Here is a 16,597-nt window from a genome sequence, read left to right as displayed (position 1 = left end):
TTATGCATGTGTTCTTTCAGAATCAAGTTTCCAATAACAAAAGGTGTTTTGATGGGAAGAACAAAATCAGGAATATTGAAGTATCCGATAGTATTGTTAGTTTTACTCTTATGCATAGGAACAGCACATGCAGCTAATATCCTTGTAGGAGAAAATATGGGGAACGATACTATTGCCGCTGCAATTACTAATGCAACTGACGGTGACATAATTACCGTAAGTGATGGAACTTACATTGAGAATATAGTGGTGAATAAGGAAGTTACAATTCGTGCTGAGAACGGCTCTGCAAGCACTGTCGTGCAGGCAGCGTCACCTGACCATGTATTCAATATCACTGCCAACAACGTCACAATCCACGGATTTAACATAACAGGCGCTTCAGAATATAGTGGTATTTATGTGCAATCAGTTTCAAACTGTAATATTTCAGAAAATCATTTAGTAAACAATTCCTTTGGCATTTATACGAGCTCTTCAACTGACAGCACTTTAACCAACAATACGCTCAATTCCAACGAATATGGTATTTTCCTGTATGATTCAACTGACAATACCCTTATCGATAACATAATGACATCAAATGACTACAATTTTGGTGTTTATGGAACAAGCATGGAACATTTTATCCATGATATAAACCCTGGTAATCTGGTCAATGAAAAATCACTCTATTATTTGATAGATCAGGCAAATATGCAGGTATCATCCGATGCAGGACAGGTTTATGTCGTTAACTCCACCAATGTCACTGTTAAGGATATTACAGTGTCGAGTTGTTTAGACGGTGTGACATTTGCATATACCAACAATTCAAAAATAGAGAATGTCACTGCATCAGAATGTGAATATGGCTTTTACTTATTTAAGTCTGATTTAAATATCCTTAATAACATCAGCTCAAATAACAACGATTATGGCATTATTATCGATGAATCAAATAATAACACATTATCCGACAGTATTGTAAATTCCAGCACTTTTGAAGGTATTTATCTTTACACTTCAAGTTACTATAATACTGTGACCAATAATATTGTCAGCAATAACGAGTGGGATGGTATTGCTCTTTATTCTTCAAGTGAACACAATATCATCAGCAACAACACTATCAATTCCAATGGCTGTGATGGCATCTATCTTGATCACTCGGGAAACAATACATTAGAAGACAATGTCATCACTGACAATCCTGAATCCGGGATCGATCTTTACAACTCCCATGACAATGCCATTAGCAGCAATATTGTCAGCAACAATACTCATCACGGCATTTATCTCAACTCTTCAAGTTACAATACGTTGACAAACAACACTGCAAGTGACAACTTGGATAAAGGTGTTTACATTTACAATTCAAGTAACTTCAATGCTTTAACAGACAACACTGCCACTCGAAGTGACACAGGCATCAAACTTTATAATTCTGACAACAGCATCTTAACCAACAACACTGCCACCTCTAACGATCATGGCATTTACCTGGAATATTCAACCAACAATACCCTGATGAATAACACAATGGGGTCAAATGATTACAATTTTGGCGTTTACGGACCTGGCCTTGAGCATTTCATCCATAATATCGATAATACTAATAATTTAATTAATGGAAAGCCACTCTATTACTTAGTCAGTCAAGCGGACGAAGAAATTCCCCCTGGTGTAGGGCAGGTATACGTCGTAAACTCAACTAACATCACTGTCAGGGAAATTGAAGTCTCGAATGCTTTTGCAGGCGCAGTATTTGCATATACGGACAATTCGATAATAGAGAACTTCTCAGCATCAGAGTGTGAATCAGGTGTCTATCTATTCAATTCCAGTTTTAACGTTCTTGACAACATCATAGCAAACACCAACGATTATGGCATTTTTATCAGTGCATCCAATAACAATACGCTCTCCGACAGTATTACTAATTCCAACAGTGGATACGGGATTTCTCTTTCGGGTTCAAGTAACTACAACACCCTGAACAGTAATACTGCCACTGGCAATTTAGTCGGTATCGTTCTTATCAATTCTGCTGATAGGAACACTTTAGAGAACAATACAGCCAATTCCAATCTGATAGGTATCGGACTTCTAGGATCAGACAATAATGACGTGACATACAATACTGCCAATGATAATTTGATTGGTATTGACCATGAATCTTCTGCTAATAACAGTTTAGTCAGTAATATCGCCAATTCAAATTATATTGCCGGTATCGGATTTTACGAATCAAGCGACAATGAACTGATAGATAACACCGCTAATAGTAATTCATTAGCGGGCATTATTCTTCAGGAGTCAAGTGATAATGTATTGGGCAATAACATCGTCAAGGATAGTACAGGCGATTCTGGCTTTGGTGTGGGAAGTATGGATAGTGGATCTTTAAGCAACACTCCATTTAACGAATACAATATCATTAATAAGTTCAACAGTAATTTTGTATCCAGTTCTGCAAATATGATTAACTCCATATACAGTGATGATATTCCACCAGTATCATATGGAGTGCATATTGTGGATTGTTACAACAATACACTATCAGGTACCTATTCAACAGGCAATTATTATGCATTTTATGCATTGAGGTCACTGAACACTACCGTAAACAATCTCATACTGACCGAAGACCTGGCACAGATGTCTTTTGTAACTGATTATGGCAAGACCTATCTAAGAGGATACGATTCAAACTCCGTATCTTTATCCGGTAAAACCAACGTCAATGGCTATGTAGACTTTATCCGCTCACCCGATTACCTGAGTAGCATTGCCCTTGAATCGATAGACTACCTAGGTACGGAAATCAAGTTTCACTATGAAAACCCTGGCATGAGCAATGAGGATGAATCTTCAATCGCTTTGTTCAGGCTGAATGGCAATGAATGGGTCGAAGTTCCAAATGCCACACTCAACACCAGCGGTAACTATGTTTCTGCAACCATTAATGAAAATGATGGTGTTGCTCCTGTTGGAATAATGGAAGAAAGCCCAACATACACAGTTACATTGGCACTTTTCATAGATGGAGAAACTCCCCGTTCTAACAGTGGTTCTGCAGTTCAAAGGGAAAGAAGAGAAGGGACCATAACAGATCTGCCTTTAGGTAATGATGGGGAAATAACTGGTGACTCTGTTGTAAAGTCATCAGATACATCCACAACATTGACCTTTTATAAAGGAACTAAAGCTCTTGATCCTTTCGGCAATCCTGTGAGCAGTATAATAATCACCACTCCGTCCTCCCTGCCTGCCGATACTCCAGGAGAGGTCATCGAGTCCGGCCTTTACTTCAGGTTCGGTCCTTCCGGAACCACATTCAGTCAGGAGGTAATGATAACAATGGATTTCGATCCGGAACTGTTTGAAGGACGTGCTCCGGTAATCTACACTTACACATCCGAAGAGGGATGGATCGCCCTTGAAACAACTGTTGACTGGGAAAATGGCAGGGCAACAGCTATGATAAGCCATTTCTCACTCTATGCACTGTTCGGAACCGATTCAGAAGAAACACAGGACATAGTAGCTGAAACGCAAGGAGCAGTTGCTGAAACATTCACTGAGAGTGCAGAAGAAAAAACGGTTGAAGATAAAGGTGGTTTTGGCTATCTTTATTGGATTATCGGCATAGTAATTATTCTGGCCCTTGTGATCGTAATTGTAAAAAAAACAGAAAGATAATGGAGGGCTCTAAGCCCTCAGCTATTTTTTAACCATATAATGTCCTTTGAAGAGGAATTATGATACGTATTCCCCCGTCTTTGACAGGGTTAGTATCGTCCTCAAGGCATTGATTTAGTAAATAATATTAACGAAAAAAGCGGCTGTGTAAAAAACCATTATTTTGAGCTCAACCACAAGATATTACAGAGAACACAGAAGATCACAAGCCGATACCCGTGCCACCAACCTCTGAACTGTTCATTCTAACTCTCTTTTTTCAATATGCCTGATACATTGGATACAGACTTTTCCTATATCCTTTTCGAATAAATAATTAATATCATAATATAGTTTGATATTTGTCGATTATCAGCTCCTGACTGTCTCCATAGTTTGGTGGTCTAGTTCTACATATGGATAGAGCAGAGCACCTGAAGACATTACGGATATAGTTGATGAGTGTCAAAGAGCCGGAGTATGAAAATGCTTAGACAAAATAGGATTCTGTGGAGGGAAATGAAAGGGAGTTATGCAAAAAATAGGAGATTATGTGGGAACTGAGGAGGATAGGAATGAATCCTCCCCCGTGATCTCGCTCAGATAGACTCCGGAACCGACCCACCAGGTGTCATTTACCGGGAGAACATAACCAATCTTCAGTTCTTCCCTATTCTCTTTATCCGGGTTAGGCCACACGAATACTATGTAACCGCCACCGGAACGTGCTGTATCCGCAAGCGCCTGGATATTTTCCATCCCGAACGGATCGCGCTTCTCTATAAGGCTGGATCCGATCATCTCCGGCAGGTAGGGATGGGCGAGTAGCGTGCCGTTGTAGTCGTAGGCATAGATATAGTGCCCTTCTCCATCGACAAACGTTCCGGAACGGTTCGATATTTCGGCAAATGCAAGATCAGATCCTTGATCTTTTCCATAGGCAGCACAGTTCTCAACAAGTTCGACCATCTGTGATACCTTGCCTGAACCTTCACCTGTTAGATCACTGAAGTATATATCAGAGACAATCCACAAACGCTCTCCGGCCGGGGAGACATAACTGAGCACAGGCTGGTAGGAACTCTTTGCCTTCTCATCTATTGTTCCATCCCCGTCTACCGGATACAGGTATGCTATGAATCCTCCGCCATTGGAAGCAGTATCCGCAACTATCCGGGCCACCGGTAGCCCACGTATATCGGTCCAGTTCATAAAGTTCTTCCCGACATCGGAGCTATAGGGGTCTGCAAGAAGTGTCCCGTTATGATCGTAAGTGTATATGTAGGCAACATCATTCGAAAACTGCCCGTCCTTTTTTGAAAACTCGTCAAGAGCAGTATCCTCCCCAACCGCATCTACATATTCCGAAGCATTCTCTACAAATGCAGCCAGCTCATCCGTTGTCATTTTCGGCCGTATGTCTGGGAAGTAGATGCCAGCTCCGATAACCCAGTTCTGATCCACCATCATCACATAGCTGAGTTTTTGTTTGACCGTGAAATTATCTGCAGGGTCTGCATAGAGATATCGGGTGAATCCCCCGCCTGACTGTCCAGTGGTAACAATATCCCGGACATATGCTGTGCCGTTTATGTCCGTGTTGTTCCACCGGTCAGTCCCGATGACCTCGGGCTGGAAGGGAAGAGCCAGTGTAGTACCTTCAGAATCGTAGGCGAAGATATAGAGTTCACCATCAATGAACTGGCCGTTTTGGTCATTGAACTCCCGCAGAGCCGCTTCCTTTCCGTGAATTTGCGCATATTCGTGAGCTTCCTCAACGAACACTACGAGTTTCTCCGGAGATACTGAGGAGTTGAGAGCTGGCGCGGAGCCACTCAGGTCTGCAGAGGGATCTTCACTTTCCAAGAGGCATCCTGAAGCCAGAACCAGCGCTCCGGTGAGCGCCACAACAAGGAATAGATATTTACAGCGTATAGATAATGACATAACCACTATCTACTGTCAACATATAAATAAATAGTTATTATAATATTATTGTTTAACTATTTTATTGGACAGTCTCATGAGTACAATAACCAGAAACTTACTTTCAAGAAAATAAAAAGAAATTTTGGATAATAAATGGTTATATAAAAGCCACATTATCAAATCCAGCAAACCATGACCGTAACTATGCTTATACCCAAGTCCCATATTGCACTTATTGAAAACTGTTTTCATAATCCGGAATAATCTTTCATACCTGAGAATACTTAAACCAGCTTTTGTTGAAAATTAGCATCTGCATTGTAATATATTTAATTTTATATTAATTGTACATTGAATAAAAGCTGAAAATCCATAGAAACAGTGTATTCTGTTACCATTCTTCTTTCAGAAGGATTATAAGTAGACGTTATCGAAAAATTCAATGGCATGTGATTTGAAACAAGCTGTTGAATTTAATAACGGTTTACCTTAAATAAAAACAGATGATTCATATCAAGTGTCAGGATGAAGTTCCCGGGGCATTCATATAACACGAATGGGGAAACTATATTTCCTGATGTAAGTGGGGTACATAATTGAAACAGATAAGAGAATGTCCTGAGTGCAAGCTACGCCTGCATGACATGGATCTAAAAATACAGCATCGTGAGATATGTGGATACCGAGCCAGAAAAGGCATATTTTTCAATGCTTATGGGGTGAGTATTTGAAACAATTAAAAGAATGTCCGGAATGTAAGGCACGTCTTCATTTCATGGACCAAAATATACAACATTGTGCGAATTGTGGATACTGGACCCAGAAGGGGACTGCCAGAATGGATTCGGTAATGTTATTCGCATAGTATCGAGAAATAAGGAAGCAAGAAATGATATCTTGTTCCAGGTGCAAAGCTGCACTTAAAAAGCAGGTTCTTGGAAGGAAAGTATTCTATTTCTGTCCAGACTGCGGGCACCATTTGTCCAGTAATTCCTCCATTAAAGAGAGGGATGCGATCAGGGACAGATCTTTAAAAATGATGCTCAGGAAGTTCCATAAGCTTTCAAAGCAACAGCCAGCCAGAAACTGATACACTACCTGTGCAACTTGAACATGTAATGAAGAATAGGAGGAACTACACTATGTGTTTTTGGGTAAAATTCCGTGAAGACGAAAATGAAAAGATTTTAAGAGAAGTGCCTGTTCATGCCGATACAAAAAACAAAGCCAAAGATATATTCCAACAGGATTTTCCAGGTGTGAGCCAGTTTGAACTGATCTCGCCTTAAATAAACATGAATTGACCAGGAAGATGAGTGTGACTAAATTTATAACGGCGTATCTGGACTTCATTCCAGCCAGGCTGGAAGATTTTCCTGCGGGTATAAATGTATGATTCAATAAAGCAGCAACCGAAAATATGGGGCAGATTCATCGCTAAAGGTGATGAATTTGGCCAATATTCATCTGTGGACAGTTACTGCGACCTTGAAAAGCACGATACCGGTGAGGTCCTTTCCCCTGATGTCTCCAGGACATTTATTGAAAATGGCCTTGAAGTAGAATTTCCTGAAGACAGGAAATTCGGGGTATGTCTGACCCATGATATCGATGATATCTACCCGCCTTTCCATCATAGCTTCCTATCAATGCTGCACTCGGTCAAAGATGCAAATCTGGCCCAGTTAAAAAAGCACACCCTGTGGAGGGTTAACGGCAAACAGCAGTCACCATATATAAATTTCAAGGAAATAATGGATATCGAGGAGAAGTTCGATGCAAAGTCCTCTTTTTATTTTTTGACTGCAGAAAAGGATCCCAGGAGGTTCAGGTATGATATAGAAGATGTGGGGAACTATATGAGGGAAATCGTTGACAGAGGCTGCGAAGTAGGGCTGCATGGCGGTTACTATTCCTACGACAACTATGAGAATGTGGTCCATGAAAAGAAAAAGCTTGAAGCGGTCCTGGGGAAGCCGGTTATTGGGTTCAGGAACCATTACCTCAAGTTAAAGATAAGCGAGTCATGGGAAATACTCTCCAAAGCGGGCTTCAAATATGATACCACCCTGGGATTTAATAATGTCGTAGGTTTCAGGAATGGTATGTGTCATCCTTTCAGGCCATATGCAGAGGGAAAGGCGCTGGATATCCTGGAAATACCTCTTAATATCATGGATATAGCACTTTTTGAACAGGCAGGCTCTTTCAGGCAGGCCTGGGAGATATCAAAGCAGATACTGGATGTCGGGCATAAGTATAACGGCATAATAACATTACTATGGCACAATAATATTTTCAGTTCTCCGCATTTAAAGGAATGGAATAAGTTATATGTAAAAATACTTGACTACTGCAATCAAAAAAACGCCTGGATTACTAGTTGTGAGAACATTTATGAGTGGTGGAACAATGCAGATGTCGAATATCCATGAACCACTATCTTGTGAATAAGGTGACTTCTTACATCAATTACGCTTCCTTTTGCGAGCGACCCAATACACGCAATTTCTAGCAAGTCACGTTTACATAACATGAACCAGTTTTAATCATGCAGATAATAACCTATTTAGCGTGCAGGCGAGTTTTTAATGCCAATACATTTTCAATAGGCGTTAAAGTTTCTGCCTCTTTTAAATAGCACAACTCCATAAATACATTAAGTGGACAAGCTTTTCGGGGTTGGGATGTGGAATGAAGCCGTTAATAGATTTTGTACTTGCATCTGAAATTAGAACTACGATTCGTTTTAAATAGCATTATTTACCTGCCGATCAGAGAGTGTTGGGAATGAATAAACCTTTACATGAGGTTATATTTGCCTCCGAGAAACGAAAGAACCTGCTCCTGTTGTTACAGGCCGGGCCTAAGGAAATGCCTGCCATTCTGGAGTCGCTGGATACTACCAGGACGGCACTGCTGCCACAGGTGAAGGTACTTGAAAAGCATTATCTCGTTTCTCACCACAAGGATACCTATCAATTGACAGTCCTTGGGAAATTAATCGTTGATGAAATTACTTTCTTTCTGGATACACTGAATGTTTTTGACGTTGATGTAGATTACATGGGAAACCGCGATTTAAATTTCATTCCTCCTGCACTCCTGCAAAGGATAAAAGAGCTATACCCCTACAAGATAATCGAGCCATTATTATGCGATATTAATCAACCTAACTGGGAGTTGATTGGGACAACAGCATCATCAAAGAGAATGTGCGCCGTTACTAACATATTTCACCCTAATTTTATGGATCTGTTCAATCTCTGGGCAGAGAATGAAGTAAAAATTGAAATGGTCCTCACAAAAGAATTCTTCGAAAAACTAAGGATACAACACTTTACAGAGCTTCAGCAGTTATTGAGCAACAAAAACAATCATTTCTATTTATACGATAAATCATTTCATTCTCTCTATTTTGCAGTGAATGATTACTGTATTTTACTTGTCATGTTACGAAACGATGGTAACTCCGATGGAAAATCATTGATATCTTATAGCACCACTGCGCTTGAATGGGGAAAGGACCTCTTTGATTACTATTTAAAGGATTCAGTACCAATAACAGATATATGATATCATTTGAATCCATTATATAGCTTCTTCAATTTAACAGTAGTTCCGAAAACATAGTGTAAAATAATATATTATTTAAAAGATACGCTTACTTTAAGTAGTTCTATGAAATAATTTCAAACTGTTGTAATATCGTTTCTTACATGAATTCGAACAATAGTACATTAAAATGTACGAGTATTTTTCTATAAACAAATCTAACAATTAAATATAATAAATAATATGTAATATGCAGCAAATTTATCGTCATTCCTAACTATATATTAAGTAGTTCAATTTGAATATCGTCAATTTTAACGATATAATATTAAGCATATTCAAATAATAAAATATGCATTAATGCATACATAATACAAAAAAGTTGATTGTTATGTATGTACTGTTTTTTCTCTCGTTCAAGCTCTCCAAAATCGATCGTAACTGAATCACGGAAAAATCAAACTTTCTTGACCTTAGGAATGTTGGAATACCTTTCTTGCGACCTCTTCTGCCTTTCTCATAACTTCCTTTACAGGAATACCACTTGTTCTTGCAATTTTCTTACAGTCCTCAAACTCAGCAGAGATATTGAGCAAAACACCTTCAATGTCTCTGGCAATCTTCACTGCGGATTCATGCATTTGCCCTTCAAGTTCAAATTTAAGCATCTATTGCAACATCTCTTGCCCCCATAGCAAGCAATTCCTCGAACAGGTTACCCAGTACTTCCCCGCTCACATCATCAGCATTTGTCTCAAGCACTTCTATCATATCAGGGATCAGGCAGGAATCCAGATCAGACAATATTCCCTGGAGTACGTTTGGCCCTTTAAGCTCGGTATCTCCGGCTCCATAGCCTATTGAAATTACCCTGCCCTGTGGAAAAGTTTCTACAGGTCTTGCAAAATGGGAAAGTATAGCAGCCCCTGTCGGAGTCAGAAGTTCTTTTTCTTCATTTCCTCCTCTGAAATAGAGTTTTCCTTTCCTGAGCAGTTCAAGAGTAGCCGGAGCGGGGACCGGCAGAGTCCCATGTGCGCATTCTATAGTTCCACTTCCCACATTGATAGGAGTGCAGTAAACAGAATCACATCCAAGGGAATGGATGGCTGCCGAAGAGCCAATGACATCCGCAAGGGCGTCACTCTGTCCCACCTCATGAAAATGGAGTTTATCTAGATCATCCACTCCATGGACCGAGGCTTCAGCTTCTGCCATCTTCAAAAAGATATCGAGTGCACTTGCCTCCACTCTAGAAGGCAGTCTTGCTTCCTTTATCAGATCCACAAGTTCGGGATATGTGCGTGCATGCTCTCTTTCCGGTACGTTTATCCTGACATCTAAGGCTTTTATTCCCTTTTTCACGACTTCCCTTATATCCACAGATACGGGAGCAGAAGCTTCTATGAGTTCTTTTACGGATTCCCTGTCAGCTCCGAGGTCCAGAGTACATCCAAGGATCATATCTCCGGCTGCCCCGGAAAAAGGATTGAATATTAGTGATCTCATGATCTTTCCTCCTGTTCTTTCTTACATCCTGTTCCTGCAGATGCGATCATGTTCGCTATCCTGGCCGCATATGCCCCTGCTACGAAACCTGCATCAATGTTAACGACTGCAAGTGTGGAACAGGACTGGAGCATCGACATCAGGGCAGCTTCTCCTTTGCCGCCTGCACCGTAGCCTGTGGAAACAGGAAGACCTATCACAGGCACATCAACAAGTCCCGAGACTATCGTGGGAAGTGTGCCTTCCCTTCCGGCTGCAACCACGATAGCCCCCGGATTCTTCGATTTCATATTCTGAAGTTCGGGAACGAGTCTATGAATACCTGCAACTCCTACATCGTATACGGTAACAGTCTCGCACCCCATTTCGGAAGCTACAACCCTAGCCTCTTCTGCGGCCGGAATGTCTGCCGTGCCTGCAGAGATGATTCCTACAACTCCGCCAGTTTTTGGAGCAAGAGTACCGTCATGGACTACAGCTGCACGGGCCCGACTGTTCCACTCAAGTTTATCGTCAGCAAATGCTGCTTTCAAAGCCTTAAGATGTTTTGCAGATACACGGGTGATCAGAGCTCTTTTGCTATGTGAGACCATCACCCTTGCAATCTCAACGACATCATCAGGCTCTTTGCAGTCGGCAAGAACAGCCTCGATAACTCCCGTTCTGCATTTCCTGTGGGAATCCAGTTTTGCAATATCCAAATAGGACACAAAACCAAGACCACGTGCCTGCTGTTCCGCAGTCTCAACATCTATTTTTCCGTCTTTGACAGCTCTGAAAAGCTCAGTGAGTTCCATGTGATAACCCTTTCCTAAAAAGGATAATATTTCAATAGTTAACAAAAAGATGAACAAATTGAAATGGAATACTGTCTGATCTTTCAACAAAAGAACCTGAAACAATATTTATTGTTGTCTTTTTGTACGGCAGATAATTTCCGCTGTTTATACCTGCTTGAACATCTCCCTTGCCATGGCAGCTCTCTGCTCAATGTCAGATCCTTCCAGTTCTTCCACAACCGATGCAAGAACCGTTGGTATATCAATACTCTGGGGGCATTTCTCAAGGCACTCTCCACACTGTATGCACAGGGATGCAAACTCTGGTTCCCCGAGAGCGACAGCACCGCCCAAACGTGCAGCATACATGAACCGTTCCCCTTCAGGGTTGTCCACGAGAGCCAGGTTGTTATAATGCTCGAAACAGAGCGGAATGTTCACACCTGCCGGGCAGGGCATACAATATTGACAACTAGTACATCCCACTTTCAGAAGCTCGCGGTACTTGCTTTCCACCCTCTTTACCAGCTGCATTTCCGCTTCTGTCAGCGAATTCGGGTATGCTTCATATGCTATTCTAAGGTTCTCCTCTACATGGGCCTCCTCGTTCATACCGGAAAGAACCACTGTGACATCAGGATGATCCCATATCCAGCGTAGAGCCCATTCTACAGAGGACCTCTTTGTCGGGGCTTCGTCCCAGATATTTTTCACGGCATGAGGCACGTTCTTTACAAGATTCCCTCCACGCAGAGGCTCCATGATGATAACACCAAGACCTTTGGAGGCTGCATATTCCAGACCTGCGGTACCTGCCTGGTTCGTTTCATCCAGGAAGTTGTACTGTATCTGGCAGAAATTCCAGTCATAAGCATCTACTATGCGGTTGAAATCCTCTGCTGCTCCGTGGAAGGAAAAACCAGCATTTATAATGCGACCATCAGCTTTGGCTTTATCAAGAAAATCCGCTACACCCAGTTTTTCAGCACTGTCCCACAAATCACCAACGAGAGCGTGTATGAGATAATAGTCGATATGATCGGTGTTCAATTTCTCAAGCTGAGCATTCAGGAATTTATCCATGTCTTCCCGGCTCTCTATGAGCCATGAAGGAAGTTTTGTTGCAATCTTTACTTTCTCGCGATAGCCGTCAGCAAGAGCTCGACCTAGGAATGGCTCGCTTGCTCCCATGTGATAGGGCCAGGCCGTGTCAACATAGTTCACTCCCTTGTCAATTGCATGGCGTACCTGCTTGGTGGCTCTTTCTTCATCTATGCTGCCGTCTTCCTTTGAGGTGAGGCGCATGCATCCGAATCCAAGTATCGAAAGTTCGTCTCCGTTCTTTGGCATTTTCCTGTATAACATCTTAGTTCTCCTGTATTTTGAATAGTATAAGATTATATCACAATATAATGACTGAATAGTCAGTCATACTTGGAGATATTAGTATATATTTGCTTTGATTGACCAATCACTCACATGATTATGGCAAATTAATCTCTTTTCGAACTATTCATTATTTTGGGTAGATATACTCTATTCCTTCAGCTACCCAGCATGTATCTAAAATTTACGAACAAGTTCTATGAAAAGTCCACAGAACCGATTATCCCGTGAACTTTTTACCTTGATCATTTGTATTAGTCAGACATATGCTCTTCCCAAAAGCGGATTGCGTATTCTATCCACCCTTGGGCATCAGTGCCTGTACCAAGCCCAAAGCCATGCCCGGCATTCTTGTATTTACGATACTCGACATATATTCCGGCACTTCTCATGGATTCTACACGTCTTTCAATAGCGGATACACTGGCAATGGGATCATCTTCGCTCGATGTAACAAAGGTCGGTGGGTCATTTAGAGAAAAATCCGAATGACCGGTATAAGCCATTACAACAGTACATGGTTTTGGAATATCATTCCCTCCATAGGCAAAAGCTCCATTTGAACCGAGCCGAGCGGCCATCCTGGCACCCGCCGAACTGCCCCATAAAGAATAATCCTCCCATTACTTGTCGAGTTTGAAGTAACTGTTGTACCTTCGGGCACAGGATGAATGACAGTATCTTTTTCCATACAGCCTGTAATAAATGTTGCCAAGATAAACAGTAGTCCAATGATGAGTATTGGATTGATCTTTATCGTCTTTAAGTACCTCCGGTATTTTTCCATTCGTCAATTTTCTCTGAACTTAATATTTTTGAAAATCGTGATAGATTTTATCAACAATCTATCACGAGTAATTAATCAGCCGCAAGAACGGCCAAAAATAATTTTCCAGCCTGCCATCTCCAGATAATTGTTCAATTTTCGGTTTGGATAATCCTGCTCCACTCATTATTTTTCTTCCAGGATTAAACCGCCTTCCCCATTTCATATGCCTGGTCCATTGCTTTGCTTCCTTTGATATCCCCTATATTCCAGGCACCTGTTCCATAGACAACACCTTTTTCATTTGGTCCTTCTAGACAGGAAGTGAATCCTCTGAATCCCTCAAGTGTTCTCTCCATGGCCGGTTCGCTATCTACGGCAGCTGCTACAATGAAATAAAAATCCTTGTCACTGATCTCTGTATATCGGGCACAGGTACGGTCTATCAGGGTCTTCATCTGACCGTTCAATGTGTAGAAGTACACCGGAGTAGCCATTACGATCACATCTGCTGCAATCATTTTCTCCAGTATCTCATCCATGTCGTCCTTCTGGGAACATCCATTCCCTCTGTTAAAGCAGACTCCACAGCCTATACAGTAGGAGATCATCTTGTCATTCACAAAGATCTTCTCAGACTGGTTGCCCGCTTCTTCTGCTCCACGCATGAACTGGTCACACAGCAGGTCGGAGTTTCCGCCTTTCCTCGGGCTGGCGGATAGTATCAATACTTTTTTGCTCATTGAAATTATCTCCTTATTTGTCAGTTAAAGATTCTCAAATATCGATATTCAAGCAGTTTGTGAAGTTATGATAGTTGGTTCAACCAGTCTGCAACATCCTTTTTTGCAGCACTTACACGAGATCCATAAATAGCGAAGCCTTTCAAAAGTGTCGCTTCCGGGCAAAGCTTTTCAATATCATTCTCACTGCGACCTATTCCGCTTCCTTCATGCGTACAGAATGAGACAATGGTCTTTCCTGAAAGGTCATATTCTTCCAGGAATGTGAACACCGGCATTGGCATCGTTCCCCACCAGTTAGGATAACCCAGGAATATCACGTTATAAGATTCCATGTTCTCCACATGGCCGGAAAGTTCCGGTCTGGCATTTTCATTCAATTCCTTTTTTGCCATGTTGGTGGTTGCAGAATAATCCTTTGGATATGACTTTACAGTATCAATCTGGAAAACATCGCCCCCTGTTATTTCCCAGATCATGTCAGCTACCACTTTAGTGTTACCGATCGGCAGATTCATGATCTGTCCACTAACATAGTTATTCCCTTTACGGGAATAATAGGCTATCAGACATTTCTTATCTTTCAAATTCATCAGTTTTGTCCCACTTTTTTTGTTTACCAGCACTCAAAAATCTCAAATACTGATCATTCCCGAATGAAGTTTGTAAAGATCATCTCTTCCTTCACCGGGAGCTGTACGCGAGCCTTCATGCCAGCTTCCTTACACTTAAGGAACCATGCCATATTCCGTGCAAGCACACGCATGGTCTGCAATCCTTCCAGATCCTTTTTTACATCTTCCGGCTTTGCTCCATGAACCATATTCCAGTATCTAGATGAAATTATGGGCATCTCCGAAATGGTGAAATACTTATTAAGCTGGTCAAGTGTGGCTGTAGTTCCTGCTCTGCGTGCAGAGATAACTGCTGCTGCAGGTTTCAAATAAAAGGTATTTCTGCCTCCAAGCAGGTTTGTGTAGAATGCACAGTCCATAAAAGATGTTATAGCGCCAGTGGCAGCGGCATAATGTACAGGTGAACCGAAGAAAAATCCATCAGCATCTTTGGCAATGTCAAGGAAATCGTTGACTTTATCGTTAAATGCACACTTTCCAGTTTTGGCACAGCTCCGGCAGGCAGTACACCCGGATAGTGGTTTTTTCCCGATCCAAAAAATCTCAGTGTCGATGCTTTCTTCTTTCAATGTCTCTGCTACTTCCGTAAGAGCAGTATAGGTGCAACCTTTCTCATGCGGACTTCCGTTTACTAATAATACTTTCATTTTCATACCTCATTGGTGTTATCTTAATTTATTTGAAAATGAATGATCAGTCACTCAATTTGGTTGGTTTTGGGGTGATGAGAGTGGATTTTAGGGGTGGTACTAAAGTGTGAGTGACCAATCAGTCATTTACTTAAAACATTTACTTGTATATAAGGATGAGTATTATGCAGAATAATGGAATGTAAGTAATTTATCGGATTCCCTCTGATTTTTGCATAATTACTTCACTCTATTCTGCCTCGAATGATGAAGGTGCTTTACTATTCTCTGCCAATAATGCAGACGGATCGATGTGTGTTTCTAGGTCAGAGATACCACCATGAAGTCGGAGGCATTTGCAGATCTGAATCCAATAGGACAGTTTCACCGATCTGAGGGGCAATTATGTTCACTTCCCTTTCACCTGCTTCTTCCAGCGCCCTTTCTATTGGTTCATTCCAGGCATGATTGGCTAACGTGAATGCTCCCCAATGCATCAGCATCATGGTCTCACCATTTACATCCAGATTAGCCTGGACTGATTGCTCCGGTATCATATGAATCTCCGACCATTTCCGGTCATATTGGGCACCTTCGATCAAGGTAAGATCAAAAGGTCCGTATTGGTCCCCGATTTCCTTAAAATGCGGACCATATCCACCGTCTCCACTGGTATATATTCTGTTTTTGCTTCCCAGAATTACCCATCCTCCCCAGAGTGTGGTATCGATACTGAATGGATCTCTTCCAGAGCTATGTCGGGATGGTGTCAAAGCAACGGTCAAGCCCTGATACTCCGTTTCTTCCCACCAGTTGAGTTCCGTGATCTTCTCTTCCGGAACCCCCCATCGTATCAAATGAGCACTACACCCGAGAGGAACAAAGAAGTGCGATACTTTGCTGTTTAGTTTTACGATGGATTGGTAATCCATGTGGTCGTAATGGTCATGCGTAATGAAAACTGCATCAATTGGCGGCATATCATCAATCAGGTGCAGCATTATAT

Annotated in this window: 14 protein-coding genes and 1 pseudogene; 6 read left to right on the top strand and 9 right to left on the bottom strand. The window is 41.5% G+C overall.

From position 1 onward, the window contains the following. Positions 1-51: 51 nt before the first annotated feature. The gene (locus tag QZZ22_RS07575; protein WP_292463816.1) at positions 52-3,684 is read left to right on the top strand and encodes a NosD domain-containing protein; all 3,633 of its coding nucleotides are present in this window, start codon (positions 52-54) and stop codon (positions 3,682-3,684) included. A 528-nt stretch (positions 3,685-4,212) separates the two neighbouring features. Here QZZ22_RS07575 and QZZ22_RS07570 read toward each other — a convergent pair. Beyond that, entirely contained in the window at positions 4,213-5,610 is a 1,398-nt protein-coding gene (locus QZZ22_RS07570) for a cache domain-containing protein (protein ID WP_292463815.1), read from the bottom strand. Between the two features lie 578 nt (positions 5,611-6,188). Between QZZ22_RS07570 and QZZ22_RS07565 the strand changes: the two genes are divergently transcribed. From QZZ22_RS07565 to QZZ22_RS07545, 5 genes are all read left to right on the top strand, one after another. Next, positions 6,189-6,323 carry a hypothetical protein gene (locus QZZ22_RS07565; RefSeq protein WP_292463814.1) on the top strand — a complete coding sequence of 45 codons (135 nt, stop codon included), beginning with the start codon at positions 6,189-6,191 and terminating at the stop codon, positions 6,321-6,323. Positions 6,324-6,481: 158 nt separating this feature from the next. Further along, positions 6,482-6,682 (top strand): hypothetical protein, encoded by a 201-nt coding sequence (locus QZZ22_RS07560; RefSeq protein WP_292463813.1) that lies wholly within the window; start codon positions 6,482-6,484, stop codon positions 6,680-6,682. A gap of 28 nt (positions 6,683-6,710) precedes the next feature. Then, positions 6,711-6,881, top strand: a complete 171-nt coding sequence (locus QZZ22_RS07555; RefSeq protein ID WP_292463812.1) for a hypothetical protein — start codon at positions 6,711-6,713, stop codon at positions 6,879-6,881. Between the two features lie 99 nt (positions 6,882-6,980). After that, the gene (locus QZZ22_RS07550) at positions 6,981-8,027 is read left to right on the top strand and encodes a polysaccharide deacetylase family protein (protein WP_292463810.1); all 1,047 of its coding nucleotides are present in this window, start codon (positions 6,981-6,983) and stop codon (positions 8,025-8,027) included. A gap of 355 nt (positions 8,028-8,382) precedes the next feature. Further along, positions 8,383-9,168, top strand: coding sequence for a winged helix-turn-helix domain-containing protein (locus tag QZZ22_RS07545; RefSeq protein WP_292463809.1), 786 nt, complete (start codon positions 8,383-8,385; stop codon positions 9,166-9,168). A 452-nt stretch (positions 9,169-9,620) separates the two neighbouring features. Here QZZ22_RS07545 and larC read toward each other — a convergent pair. The 8 genes and pseudogenes from larC to QZZ22_RS07505 all read right to left on the bottom strand — a co-directional run. After that, positions 9,621-10,653: pseudogene (gene larC / locus QZZ22_RS07540) on the bottom strand (nickel pincer cofactor biosynthesis protein LarC). After that, entirely contained in the window at positions 10,650-11,450 is an 801-nt protein-coding gene (gene larB, locus QZZ22_RS07535; protein ID WP_292463807.1) for a nickel pincer cofactor biosynthesis protein LarB, read from the bottom strand. The pseudogene larC and the gene larB overlap by 4 nt, the downstream one beginning before the upstream one ends. A gap of 147 nt (positions 11,451-11,597) precedes the next feature. Then, positions 11,598-12,797, bottom strand: a complete 1,200-nt coding sequence (locus QZZ22_RS07530) for an aldo/keto reductase (protein ID WP_292463806.1) — start codon at positions 12,795-12,797, stop codon at positions 11,598-11,600. Between the two features lie 275 nt (positions 12,798-13,072). Beyond that, positions 13,073-13,399, bottom strand: coding sequence for a hypothetical protein (locus QZZ22_RS07525; protein ID WP_292463805.1), 327 nt, complete (start codon positions 13,397-13,399; stop codon positions 13,073-13,075). 388 nt (positions 13,400-13,787) lie between these two features. Further along, a complete protein-coding gene (locus QZZ22_RS07520; protein WP_292463804.1) occupies positions 13,788-14,327 on the bottom strand; it encodes a flavodoxin family protein in 540 nt (179 codons plus the stop codon). Positions 14,328-14,392: 65 nt separating this feature from the next. Continuing rightward, positions 14,393-14,845 carry a flavodoxin gene (locus tag QZZ22_RS07515; RefSeq protein WP_292463803.1) on the bottom strand — a complete coding sequence of 151 codons (453 nt, stop codon included), beginning with the start codon at positions 14,843-14,845 and terminating at the stop codon, positions 14,393-14,395. A 128-nt stretch (positions 14,846-14,973) separates the two neighbouring features. After that, positions 14,974-15,609 carry a flavodoxin family protein gene (locus tag QZZ22_RS07510; protein WP_292463802.1) on the bottom strand — a complete coding sequence of 212 codons (636 nt, stop codon included), beginning with the start codon at positions 15,607-15,609 and terminating at the stop codon, positions 14,974-14,976. 308 nt (positions 15,610-15,917) lie between these two features. Next, a partial coding sequence (locus QZZ22_RS07505; RefSeq protein WP_292463801.1) for an MBL fold metallo-hydrolase occupies positions 15,918-16,597 on the bottom strand: 680 nt, incomplete at its 5' end.

Origin of the sequence: Methanolobus sp. (assembly GCF_016278365.1) — an archaeon.
GTDB lineage: Archaea > Halobacteriota > Methanosarcinia > Methanosarcinales > Methanosarcinaceae > Methanolobus.
Note: the sequence above shows the minus strand (reverse complement) of the source record. Positions and strands in the feature narration are given on the sequence as shown.